Genomic DNA, 11,799 nt, shown 5'->3' with positions numbered 1-11,799 from the left:
TAGTTCTTAGCCTTTAGGCCACAGCCTGTGCAGCGGCTTCCGCTGCCGCAGGCAGGGCCGAGATAATCCGATCCATGGCCGCATCGTCATGCGCGGCAGAGAGGAACCAGGCCTCATAGGCACTCGGGGGCAGGTAGACACCGGACTTGAGCATGGAATGGAAGAAAGCATTGTAACGGTAGGTCTGCGAGTTCTTAATATCCTCGTAGTTGTGCACACCGGTCTCAGCGGTACCAAAAGCAACCGAGAACAGGTTGCCCGCCCGCTGGAGCGAGTGGTTTACACCGGCGGCATTCAGAGCCTCGGTCAGGGCCTGCTGAAGCTGGGCCGAACGGGCATCAATGGTGGCGTAGACCGAGTCATCGGCGGCCCTAAGCGTTGCCAGGCCAGCGGCCATAGCAATCGGGTTACCCGAGAGAGTGCCCGCCTGGTAGACCGGGCCGGTCGGTGCCAGATACTCCATCACCTGGCGCTTACCGCCCAGAGCCGCAGTAGGCATGCCTCCACCAATAACCTTGCCAAAGGTGAAAATATCGGGGGCCCAGTTACCCTCGGAAGGAGCGGAGTAGCCCCAGTAGCCAGCAGAGGAGACGCGGAATCCGGTCAGCACCTCATCAAAAATCAGCAGAGCGCCGTTCTCGCTGGTGACCTGGCGCAGAAAAGCGTTAAATCCCTCGCCGGGAGACACCACGCCCATGTTGCAGGGGGCGGCCTCGGTGATGATGGCGGCAATCTGGCCGGGGTGGGCGGCAAAGGCCGCGCGCACAGCCTCTTCGTCGTTGTAGGGCAGGACGATAGTCTCAGCCGCGGTTGCGGCGGTAACACCTGCGGAGCCGGGCAGGGAGAGGGTGGCAACACCCGAGCCCGCCTCGGAGAGCAGAGCGTCCACGTGGCCGTGGTAGCAGCCAGCAAACTTGATGATCTTGTCGCGGCCGGTGTAGCCGCGTGCCAGGCGGATAGCGGTCATGGTGGCTTCGGTGCCGGTGGAAACCATGCGCACCTGGTCTATAGTGCCCGGTGCAACAGCGTTAATACGGTTGACCACCAGCTCGGCCAGTTCGGTTTCGGCGGCGGTCGAAGCGCCAAAAGATAGGCCGTGTTCCACAGCGGCGTGCACCGCCTCGATAACGGCGGAGTGTTTGTGCCCCAGCAGGGCTGGGCCCCAGGAGCAGACCAAATCGACATAGTTGTGGCCATCGGCATCGGTCAGGTAGGGGCCGGACGCCTCCACCATAAAAGCGGGGGTGCCACCCACCGAGTTAAAGGCACGAACCGGGGAGTTCACGCCACCGGGAATAACCTGGGTGGAGCGGGCAAAAAGTTCTTCAGAGACGGTCATTGACCGGGCTTCCTTTCGTGGGGACGGCGCGCTCGGTATGGCAAGAGCGCCCCGGTGAGTCTGAATCTAAGCTAACCCGCTAGGGCTTCTGGCGCAACCAGGTAGCGGCATCTGTGGCGTAGTAGGTGAGGATAATGGAGGCACCGGCCCGGCGAATCCCCATAAGGGCTTCTAGGGCTACGGCCTTACGGTCAATCCAGCCAGCGGCGGCGGCGGCCTCAATCATGGCGTACTCCCCCGAGACCTGGTAGGCGGCCACCGGCACGGGTGAGAAGTCAGCAACCTCCCGCACGATGTCCAGGTAGGCGGTAGCCGGTTTAATCATGACCATATCGGCGCCCTGCTCAATATCAAGCTGAACCTCGTAGAGGGATTCGCGGCGGTTGGCGGGATCCTGCTGGTAGGTCTTGCGGTCCCCGGTGAAGCTGGAACCTACCGCCTCGCGGAAGGGACCAAAGAAGGCAGAGGCGTACTTGGCGGAGTAGGCCAGGATAGAGACATCGGTGAAGCCGGCCTGGTCTAGGGCGGTACGCATGGCGGCGATTTGGCCGTCCATCATGCCCGAGGGGCTGACCGTGTGAGCACCGGCTTGTGCCTGGGAAACAGCCATCTTACAGTAGGCCTCTACCGCCGCATCGTTATCAACCACGGTATTACCCTGGGAGTCGGTGGTCAGCGGGCCGCAGTGGCCGTGGTCGGTGAACTCGTCCAGGCAGGTGTCGGCCATAACAACCACGGAGTCCCCGAAGTGCTGGCGCACAGTGGCGATAGCGCGGTTGAGAATGCCCTCCGGTGCCCAGGCGGCAGAGCCGATAGCGTCCTTATCTTGGTCGCGGGGAACACCAAAGAGGTCGATACAGCGCACACCGGCATCCACGGCCTTTTGGACCTCACCAATGACGGTGTCTAGGGTGTGCTGGTACTGGCCGGGCATGGATTCAATGGCGACCGGGGCGTCGATGCCGTCGCGTACAAAGAGAACCTGGACCAGGTTGGCAGGGGTCAGGGCGGTTTCTGCGGTCAGCGCCCGCATGGGGGCAGTGGTGCGCAGGCGGCGGGGGCGGACGGGTAAGGATGAAGGCTGGAACACTGTTTTGTACTCTCTAGGATGCGGGCTGGGAGGCTAAGAAGGCGGCTGTTGCCAGGTCTGCCGGGGCGGGGCTGGTAGCTACCGAAATCTTCTGCGGGCGGGCAGGCTGGGTCAGGGCCTCCGCCGCAGCCCGGGTGCTGGCACCAATAGCGACGGTGGGCGGTAGGGCAAAACTAACCGACCGGGCTAGGGTTTTCAGGAGCAGGGGTGAAGTCGCTACCAGAACGTCCACTTCTGCCAGGGCTTCCCGGGCCTGCTCCAGCGTGAGGGCCACAGCATCGTCCTGGGCCTGAGAATCCTGGGTATCTTCGGGTTCGGCTAGGGGCAGGTCAGCCGGGTAGGGCACCATGTCGTAGACGGCCAGCGGAGCAACAGTGTAGCCGTAATCGGTCAGGCCATCTTCAAGGACGGGGCTGGCGGTAGTACCCTGCACGGCCAGGACCTTTTCGGTGGTGGGGTCTTCCCACTCTTCGTCAATTAGCCATTCTTCAATCATGCCGGCGGCAGACTGGGTGTGGGGAACAAAATCAACCAGCAGGCCGCGTTCGGTCAGGGCGGCTTCGGTAGCCCGGCCAACCGCCGCGATCTGGGCTGCTCCCAGGAGCTGAACCAGGGGCTGACCAATCTCTTGGGCCAGTTTTTCAAGGCCCAGCACCCCGTTGGCAGAGGTGAAAGTGACCCAGGAAAACTCACCGCGCACCAGGGCAAAGGCGATTTCTTCCCAGTCCTCAGGTTGGCGGGCAACCGCCTGGAGGACGGGTGCGCACAGCACCCGAGCGGCGGGGTCGTGGGCCTGGACTTGACGGGTAAAAGCGGCGGCCTGATGAGGGGTTCTGGTAATCAGGTAGGTGCTCATTTTTGTTCTCCTAACCCTGCCAGCTCAGCAGCGCCATCTGCCAGTAATTCCTCAGCTGCACGCACCCCCAGCTCGTAGGCGGTTTCTGGGCTGAGCGTGGCGGTAGCTACCCTATGTCGCATGACTTGGGTTCCTGCGGGGTTGGCAACGGCCACCGAAAGTTCGAGCTGACCGCTCTTGACCTGAGCGTAGGCCCCAATAGGCGCGGCGCACCCGGCTTCAAGACGACGGAGCAGAGCACGCTCAGCAGTCACAGCAAGCTGGGTCTTAGTGTGGTTAACCGCCAGCACAGCGGTACCCAAGGCAGTTTTTTCCGCCCCCTCAAGTTCCTTAGAACGAATTTCCAGGGCGAGGGCGCCCTGCCCGGGGGCCGGGAGCACCCGGTCGGTATCGAGGTACTCGGTAATGGTCTTTTCCAGGCCCAGTCGGCGCAGGCCAGCGGCGGCCAGTACCACAGCGTCGCAGTCACCGGTGATAGCGCCCAGTTTCTTCTCGCCGTGCAGGCCGTGAGCGCCCACCCCATAGGCTTCATTCCCGGCCACCCGGGCCAGGCGGGTGCCCACATTGCCGCGAATATCGACGATGGTTAGGTCGGGGCGCAGGGCCAAGAGCTGAGCGGCACGGCGCGGTGAGCCGGTCCCCACCCGGGCCCGGGCTGGCAGAGTATCTAGGGTCAGTCCGTCACGAGCGCACAGGGCATCCCGAGGGTCTTCACGCAGGGGTGTTGCGGCTACGGTTAGCCCTGGGCAGGGAGCACTCGGTAAATCTTTGAGGGAGTGCACGGCAAGATCAACCTCCCCCTCCAGCAGGCGGCAACGCAGGGTCGCGGCGAAGACACCGGTGCCACCCAGTTGCGATAGGGGGCCGGTCAAGACGTCCCCTTCCGTTTTCACCGTAACGGTGTCCAAAACTAGGCCGGTTGCTGAGCGTATCTGCTCCACGGCCCAGGCTGTCTGGGTGGTTGCCAGGGCTGAGCCTCGTGTGCCCACCCTGTAGTGCTGAGCTACCATCGCTGAATCCTCGTTGTTTTTTGGGTCCTCTAGACTACCCTGCCCCGGTCCCCTAGACGGGAACCGGGGCCAGTAGGGTAAGGAGCCAATCGGTGCCTGTGCTTTCTTAGCGGGTTCCGCCGGTGATGTCGCCGGTGTAGTTGGCAATCACGGGCTTCTCAGAGCCTGGGCGGGTAGATTTGCAACAGTTGGGATTGCAGAAGTCAAACCAACCCTTGCCACCGCAGACACTGTCTCTGGCTTCTTGCACGCCTTGGGCATCCTGAGCCGGAGCGGTGGAGGCAACACGCTCAGCAATCAGCTGGCGCAGGCCTTCCACATAGGCGGGGTGAGTGCCGGGGGTCGGGGTGCGCGTGGCTACAAAGCCGAGGCGTTCGCAGGTATCCAAAGCCTCAGTATCAAGATCCCACATGACCTCCATATGGTCTGAGACGAATCCCAGGGGAACTAGAACCACGCCATCTACTGCACCTTCGAGAGCCTCAAGGGCATCGTTGACATCCGGTTCAAGCCAGGGCATGGTGGGCGGGCCAGAACGGGACTGGTAGACCAGCTCCCAATCCACCTTATCCAGCAGATCGGGGTCAATCTGCTGAACGCCGGACAAAACCGCGCGGGCGGCCTGCAGATGCTTTTCTACATAGGCACTGCCGCCTTCGTAGTCCACCCCGCGTGGGCCTGCTTCGTTTGCGGCGCTGGTAGGGACCGAGTGGGTGCAGAACATCACACGAATTTTACCGTTACCGGCGGCAGGCTTCTGGGTCTGAGTCAGGCGAGCGCGTACGTCTTTGAGGCCCTCAACTAGTCCCTCAACAAAGGGTGTGATAAAGCCGGGGGTGTCAAAGAACTGCCTGACCTTGTCAATCTGTAACTTGCCTTCTAAGCCCAATTTTTCTAGGGCAAGGCCGTAGTCCTCCCGGTATTGGCGGCAGGATGAGTAGCCGGGGTAAGCACTGGTTGCTAAGACCAAGATTTTGCGTTTACCGCGCCGGTAGGCATCTTCAACGACATCTGGCACGTAGGGATCCCAGTTGCGGTTAGCCCAGGTAATTTCAATATCTGGGCCTTTTTCGGCCAGAGCTTCTTGGAGGGCCCCAAGCAGGGCACGGTTCTGGGCGTTGATGGGTGAGACTCCCCCATTGGCGCGGTAGTGGGTTGCTACCTCTTCCAGGCGTTCGTCGGGGATACCGCGCCCGGCGGTAACATTACGCAGGAAGGGAATCACATCCTCCTGGCCTTCGGGGCCGCCGAAGGAAGAAAGGATGACCAGGTCGTAGTCAACAGGGACCGAAGCGCGAGGGCGGGTCAGATTCTCTTCGCCGTGGTAAGAACCCAAAGTAGTCTGATCTAGTGTGGCGGGGCCGTTAGATGCAGTGTTGTTAGGGTCGGTCAGGTTGGGAATAATATCTTGAGGAATTTGAGTAGTCATTTAGGCAAGTACCTGCACAATCTCTGCCGCCGGGATACGGCGACCGGTGTAAAAGGGGGTCTCTTCGCGGACGTAGAGGCGGGCCTCGGTATTTCGGAAGTGACGCATCATATCGACCAAATCTACCAGTTCTGGGGCTTCAAGAGCCAGGACCCATTCGTAGTCGTTCAGGCCGAAAGTGGCGATAGTGTTGGCCAGGACCTGGGGGAAGTCCCGCCCCTTCATACCGTGGTTCTTAAGCATTTCGGCACGGCGTTCGGCGTTCATGTAGTACCAGTCCCAGGAACGTACGAAGGGGTAGACGCAGACCCAGGCTTCGGGAGCGATCCCCTTGGCAAAGCAGGGGGCGTGCTGGCGGGTGAACTCGGCATCGCGGTGAACACCCATGGTGGACCAGACAATTTTGGTGCCGGAGAAAGCGGCGGTGCGGCGGATTTCACGGACAGCGGCTTGCAGGGCTTCTGGCTTCTCGCCGTGAATCCAGACCATGATGTCTGCGTTATCGCGCATAGCCGAGACATCGTAGAAGCCTCGCAGGGTTACGCCCTCTGCTTTAAGGGCTTCTTCGAGCTGTTCGAGTTCGGCGGTGGCGGCAGCACCGGTTACATCAGCTACAGGTGCGGTGTCGCGGGCGAAAACGGTGTAGAGGGCATAGTAGAGCTGGGAATCGCCCTCGGCGGGTGCACCGGGAACCTGCCCCTGAACCTTCTGGGGCTGGCCGGGGTGTGATCCGTGGCCTGTAGTGCCGTGGCCCTGCTGTGCGGTGGGGTGTGACATTGAGGGGACCTTTCTGTCCTGGGGTGTGATGGTTAGTCCTTGTGGGATGCAGTGGGCTTCTTGCGTTCTGCAAAGCTGCGGATATGAGCTTGTGTGTCTGCAGTCACGGCAGCTAAACCGGTGCCGGCGATCCAGGCTCCCACTGCGGTAGCCCCCGGTAGGTCTTCGAGAGCCGAGCGGAATCCGGCGACCCGTTGGCGGTGCCCGGGTGCGGTAGCCGGTAGGGCGCTTGGCCAGCGCACTACGTCGGCGGCTACCAGCTGGCTCTTACTGATGGGAACGCCCAGGAGCTGACCGGCATCGTGCAGGGCCAGGGTAACGAGTTGATCATCGTGCAAGGCTAGCTCTGAGAGGGGTGAGGTGTCGTGTTCCTTACCACGCCCGTAGGAGAGACGGACCAGGTGGCGGCCCTCCCCCGCTTTTTCTGCGACCCAGTCCCATTTGGCGGTGGCGTGGGTCAGAGCCTTGGCACGGACCGTTGTGACGGCTTCGCTGACCAGCAGTCCGGTTCCGCGGGGGGCTGAGTCCAGTGCTGGTTGGTCAAGGACCAGGGAAACCAGTGCGACCTCGGGGCCGGGTGTGATGGGAGGTAAGGACGAGGCAGGCAGGTGAGGCCCAAGCAGGCGAATGCTGGTTTGGGCATCGGTTGCTACCACCAGGAGTTCACTGTGAATCATGGCCGATTTCTCGCCGTATTCGGGCTGGCGCTGGATAGCAGTCCAGGCGCCGGTGACGGGGTCACGGTCAACGGCGATGGTGTCAAAGCCGGTCACAATACGTACCCGGTGCCGTAGCAGTTCATCGACCAGTGCCTCGGAGAGCTGGTTCATGCCGCCCTCGATGCCTGCGATCTGGGATCCTGCCGGTGAGGCTGCCCGCATACGGGCCGACGCGGCAGCTAGGGATCCCAGTTCTTTAAGACCCTCAAGCAGGCCGGGGGCGATGGTTGCAATTTCTAGCTGATCAGGGTGCACAGCGTGAACGCCCGAAACGACGGGAGCAACGAGTCGGTCCAGAACCTGCTGGCCCATGCGGATACGGACCAGGTCGCCCAGCGTTTTGGCGTGGGTACCTGCGGAGCGGGGCAGAACCATGTCCAGTTTGGCTCGCCGGTAGCCGGATCGGTCCAGAATCTTTTTGAAGGCTGGGTCATCAAAGCTACCGGGGATACCCAGCACACCGGTGGACGGTGAGGGAAAAGCTCCCTGGGGCAGGTAGAGCCAGGAACCGCGTGGCTGAGGGGTGACGATACGGTCAGCTAGGCCCAGCTCGGTCAGCAAATCTTTGACCGCTGTGGTGCGAGTTGCAAAGGATTCAGCACCGGAGTCCAGCACCAGCCCTGCAAGCTGGTGGGCACCGACAGCGCCACCCAGGTGGCTTTCGCGTTCCACCAGAGTCACTTTTTTACCGGCTTGGGCGAGTTGGCGGGCGGCTAAGAGGCCCGAGACTCCACCGCCAATCACCAGGGCGGTGTTCTGCGGTCTGCTGCCGTGTAATTCCTGTGCCATTGCCTGCCTCAGCTAGCCTTGCGGGTCTGGGTGTGGATGTATTCGACGAGTCTGGTTAGTACGGTGGGATCGGTGGTGGGCGGTACGCCGTGTCCCAGGTTGACCACGTGGGCCGGGGCGCAACGACCTTCTTCAAGAACACTGTCGGTGTGTGCGGCCAAGGCATCCCAACCTGAGGCTAGCAGGGCGGGGTCGATATTGCCCTGCAGGACAATGCCGCCGCCGAGTCTGCGCTGGGCTTCAGACAGGGAAAGACGGTAGTCCACGCCGATAACGTCTGCGCCGGCCTCGAGCATGGCCGGTAGCAGTTCGGCGGTGCCGGTACCAAAGTGAATGCGGGGCACACCGTAGTGCTCAATGGCGGCCAGGGTGGCAGCTGAGTGGGGCTGGACGAAGCGGCGGTAGTCAGCTTGGCCTAGGGAGCCGGCCCAGGAGTCAAAGAGCTGGACGGCCGATGCGCCAGCCTCGATCTGGGCGGCAAGGAACTGGGCTGAGGTGCGGGCGGCCCACTGACCCAGAGCTTCCCAGGCTTCTGGGTTTGCATGCATCATGGTGCGCGGGCGCAGGTGGTCGCGCGAGGGCCCGCCTTCGACCATGTAGGCGGCCACGGTGAAAGGGGCACCGGCAAACCCGATGAGCGGGGTGGACCCCAGCTGCTCAACGGTTAGGGCTACTGCTTGACGGATGGGATCAAGTGCTGAGTCTTCAAGCTCGGGCAGATTTTTGATGTCTTCAAGGGTGCGCACGGGGGCATCGAGGACGGGGCCGCGCCCGGGCACGATATCTACGCCGACACCCGCAAGCTTCATGGGGATAACGATGTCGGAGAAGAAGATAGCGGCATCGACACCGTGGCGGCGAACCGGCTGGAGGGTAATCTCAGCGGCTAACTCAGGGTTGAGGCAGGAATCAAGCATGGGGATTCCCTCGCGTATCTGGCGGTATTCGGGCAGGGAGCGCCCTGCCTGGCGCATGAACCAGACCGGTGAGTGATCTGCGGAGCGGCCGGTGAGGGTGCGAATCATGGCGGACTCACCGGTTTGTGCGGTTTTGAGAGGGTGATGGGTGGGTAGATGGGCGAGCTGCTCATCGGTAAGTAGGGCGCGCTGACGCAGGGGGGCGGTATTGGTCTGACTCATATCTTCCATTCTGCCAAGTTTATGCCAAAACTTTAGAGACAAACTGTCGTTGAGTCGCCGGTGCAGGGGTGGATGCTTCTTTTCACAGGGGCTAGCCGAGGGAAACGCATAAATAATTGACAACTTTCGAAGAACCTTTTGCCCCATATTTGCACACTTCAGGCCACTTTTGAGAACCTTAGTGACAGACTGTCAGCGATAAAGCTCATTTACCCCCTTATGATAGAGACGTTGTGACCATTTTTAGCCTTGTAGCATCGCATCGCTCTGTTGACCTCACCACCGTGGCTTTTCTCAGCGAAGGAGTTGAGAAAATTCAGCGAAACCTTGAGAAAACCGGTGTTCGTGGTGAGGTTATTTTGTCTACCTGCAATCGGCTCGAACTCTACGCAGAAATCCCCAGCAAACCGGGCGCTACCGAGCAAAACATCAGCAACGATGTCATCACAGTTGCTGAGCGTATCTTTGAGCTGATTGCTAGAGGTTCCGGCCTCTCCTACGACATCGTTGAGAATAGCTTCGACATTCTGGTCAATGCCGATGCCGCCCACCACCTTTTCACTGTGGCTTCTGGCCTTGAGTCCGCTGTGGTTGGCGAGCGCGAAATTACCGGCCAGGTTCGCAGGGCCCTTACCTTAGCGCAAGATAAGGGGCGGGCTACAGGCAACCTGGTCAGGCTTTTTGACCACGGCGCGCAGACTGCTCGTAAGGTTGGCCAGCGCACATTATTGGGTTCGCGCGGTCGTTCTATTGTTTCTGTTGCCCTTGATATGGCAGATGAGGTGGCCGAGAAGTCCTGGCAGGATCGTCGGGTGCTGGTTTTTGGCACCGGAGCCTACGCTGGCGCGACTGTAGCGGCCTTGCACAGCAGGGGAACCAGCGATATCTGGATTTATTCGCGTTCTCATCGTGCAGCTACTTTTGCCGACAAACGAGGCGTTTTTGCCGTCCCCCACGGCCAGCTCCATGAGCAGATGCGAAAGGCGGACATCATTATTGGGTGCTCTGGTGGCGCTTCACCCATGCTTCCCATTGAGATTCCCGAAGGAAAGCGCGTTATCCTCGACCTGGCCCTGACCAGGGACTTTGCTCCGGAGGTAGCTGATCTTCCCCAGGTCGAGCTCATCACGCTGGAGTCGGTGCGCCTGGCCGCCCCCGAAGAAACCGTGGAGTCGGTTAATACTGCCCGCACAATTGTGGACGAAGAAGCTGCCGAGTTTTCCGTCAAAGAGAAGGCTCGCAGTGTAGACGCTGCTATTGTTGCTCTGAGGCAGCACACCATGAGTGTGCTTGATGCCGAGGTAGCGAAGGTACATAATCAGTACGGTTGCACTGCCGCTACCGAGCAGCTTGAGCTGGCCATGCGTCGCATGGTCAAGTCGCTGTTACATACGCCCACCGTTCGAGCCCGTGAGTTGGCACGTGACGGTAGGACCGATGAATATGTGGCAGCGCTAGAAGCTCTTTACGGCATCGAAGTTCAAGAGAACTCCGCTGACGAGGTATCGCCTCAAACCGATGCCTCCTAGCGAGCGGCCACGCCAAGGGCCGCTTTAGCCTTGTCCACATCCACCGTTCCAGAGGTCCGGCCACACACAATGTCCGCATACTTTCCCGACCAGCCAGCTCAGGGCGATTCTAACGGGATTAGTCGCCTACCCAAAGATTTACGTCGCCAACAGCTGATTAGCAATGCGGCCCGCGTTTTTGCTTCCCAGGGCTACCACTGCACCACCATGGATCATATTGCTTCGGCATCGCAGGTCACTAAGCCTGTGCTCTATCAGCATTTCACTGGTAAGAGGGATCTTTACCTAGCTGTTCTCGATGAACAGATTGAACTGCTCCTTACAAACCTTGTTAGCCCCTTGCACGGAACCAACGTCAATAAGGAACGCGTCAAAGGCGTTATCGAGGCTTTCTTTAATTTCGCGCGCACCAATGTGGTGGGTTACCGCATTATTTTTGAGTCTGATATCCAGACGGATTTTGCTGTTCAAGAACGTATCGAGAGCATGCACACCCGGATCGCTGAGCACATCGCATATGTTCTGGCACCCAATGCAGGCATGGACTTTAGCGAAGCTATGATGACTGCTCGCATGCTCACCGGCATGACGCAGGCCGCCGCTCACATGGTGGTAGGCACCGAAACTTCTGCTGAGCAGCTAGCGCTTGCCGAGAGAGCTGTTTTCCGGCTTGCCTGGGGTGGCATCTCAATTATTGACGAAGATTGGGAGTAGGCGGGCCTACCCCGCGTGCTTGTCAGCTCAGACCGAAACCTGCCACGAGCTGCCGCTCCCCTGCCGTAGACTGAGGAACACTGCCAGAGCCCGCGCCAGGTGGGCCCAAACCGAAGGAAGTATCCCGTGGAAATCAAAATTGGTGTACTGAACGTTCCCACCCAGGTCGTTATCGAATCTGATGAAAGCGCCGAGCAGGTTCGCGCTAAGGTGGCAGAAGCTCTGCAGACCGGAGGCCTGCTGGAACTGACCGACTCCAAGGGCGCCACAACCCTAGTTCCCGGGGCTCAAATTGGCTTTGTGGAGCTGGGTATTGAGTCCAAGCACCGGGTAGGTTTTGGCATCGGCTAAACACCCATGTTTCGGCATAGAGGGCCGGGGCGCGGGGGGCCCACGGCGGGCCGCGCA

Annotated in this window: 11 protein-coding genes; 3 read left to right on the top strand and 8 right to left on the bottom strand. The window is 60.5% G+C overall.

Going from position 1 to position 11,799, the window contains the following annotated elements:
- Nucleotides 1-13: 13 nt before the first annotated feature.
- The 8 genes from hemL to hemE all read right to left on the bottom strand — a co-directional run bounded on the left by hemL (nucleotide 14) and on the right by hemE (nucleotide 9,148).
- Nucleotides 14-1,339 (bottom strand): glutamate-1-semialdehyde 2,1-aminomutase, encoded by a 1,326-nt coding sequence (hemL, locus tag ACN085_RS00055; protein ID WP_419110189.1) that lies wholly within the window; start codon nucleotides 1,337-1,339, stop codon nucleotides 14-16.
- Between the two features lie 79 nt (nucleotides 1,340-1,418).
- Nucleotides 1,419-2,429, bottom strand: a complete 1,011-nt coding sequence (gene hemB, locus ACN085_RS00050) for a porphobilinogen synthase (protein WP_419110188.1) — start codon at nucleotides 2,427-2,429, stop codon at nucleotides 1,419-1,421.
- 13 nt (nucleotides 2,430-2,442) lie between these two features.
- Nucleotides 2,443-3,285 (bottom strand): uroporphyrinogen-III synthase, encoded by an 843-nt coding sequence (locus tag ACN085_RS00045; RefSeq protein WP_419110187.1) that lies wholly within the window; start codon nucleotides 3,283-3,285, stop codon nucleotides 2,443-2,445.
- A complete protein-coding gene (gene hemC, locus ACN085_RS00040; RefSeq protein ID WP_419110186.1) occupies nucleotides 3,282-4,295 on the bottom strand; it encodes a hydroxymethylbilane synthase in 1,014 nt (337 codons plus the stop codon). The genes ACN085_RS00045 and hemC overlap by 4 nt, the downstream gene beginning before the upstream one ends.
- 106 nt (nucleotides 4,296-4,401) lie before the next feature.
- Nucleotides 4,402-5,724: a ferrochelatase gene (locus ACN085_RS00035; RefSeq protein WP_419100584.1), complete on the bottom strand. Its 1,323-nt coding sequence runs from the start codon at nucleotides 5,722-5,724 to the stop codon at nucleotides 4,402-4,404.
- Nucleotides 5,725-6,501 carry a hydrogen peroxide-dependent heme synthase gene (gene hemQ / locus ACN085_RS00030; protein WP_419110185.1) on the bottom strand — a complete coding sequence of 259 codons (777 nt, stop codon included), beginning with the start codon at nucleotides 6,499-6,501 and terminating at the stop codon, nucleotides 5,725-5,727.
- A gap of 32 nt (nucleotides 6,502-6,533) precedes the next feature.
- Nucleotides 6,534-8,009, bottom strand: coding sequence for a protoporphyrinogen oxidase (gene hemG, locus ACN085_RS00025; protein ID WP_419110184.1), 1,476 nt, complete (start codon nucleotides 8,007-8,009; stop codon nucleotides 6,534-6,536).
- Between the two features lie 8 nt (nucleotides 8,010-8,017).
- Nucleotides 8,018-9,148, bottom strand: coding sequence for a uroporphyrinogen decarboxylase (gene hemE, locus ACN085_RS00020; protein WP_419110183.1), 1,131 nt, complete (start codon nucleotides 9,146-9,148; stop codon nucleotides 8,018-8,020).
- 233 nt (nucleotides 9,149-9,381) lie between these two features.
- On the opposite strand from hemE, the gene ACN085_RS00015 reads away from it, so the two are divergent.
- The 3 genes from ACN085_RS00015 (at nucleotide 9,382) to ACN085_RS00005 (ending at nucleotide 11,742) form a co-directional block, all read left to right on the top strand.
- Nucleotides 9,382-10,677 carry a glutamyl-tRNA reductase gene (locus tag ACN085_RS00015; protein ID WP_419100588.1) on the top strand — a complete coding sequence of 432 codons (1,296 nt, stop codon included), beginning with the start codon at nucleotides 9,382-9,384 and terminating at the stop codon, nucleotides 10,675-10,677.
- A 69-nt stretch (nucleotides 10,678-10,746) separates the two neighbouring features.
- Nucleotides 10,747-11,391, top strand: coding sequence for a TetR/AcrR family transcriptional regulator (locus tag ACN085_RS00010; RefSeq protein WP_419110182.1), 645 nt, complete (start codon nucleotides 10,747-10,749; stop codon nucleotides 11,389-11,391).
- Nucleotides 11,392-11,517: 126 nt separating this feature from the next.
- Nucleotides 11,518-11,742, top strand: coding sequence for a DUF3107 domain-containing protein (locus ACN085_RS00005; protein WP_419104637.1), 225 nt, complete (start codon nucleotides 11,518-11,520; stop codon nucleotides 11,740-11,742).
- The last annotated feature ends 57 nt before the right edge of the window (nucleotides 11,743-11,799 follow it).

Origin of the sequence: Rothia sp. P4278, assembly GCF_048512945.1 — a bacterium.
In the GTDB taxonomy this organism is placed as follows: Bacteria; Actinomycetota; Actinomycetes; order Actinomycetales; family Micrococcaceae; genus Rothia.
The sequence above is the reverse complement of the archived record's forward strand: the minus strand, read 5'-3'. Positions and strand labels throughout refer to the sequence as shown.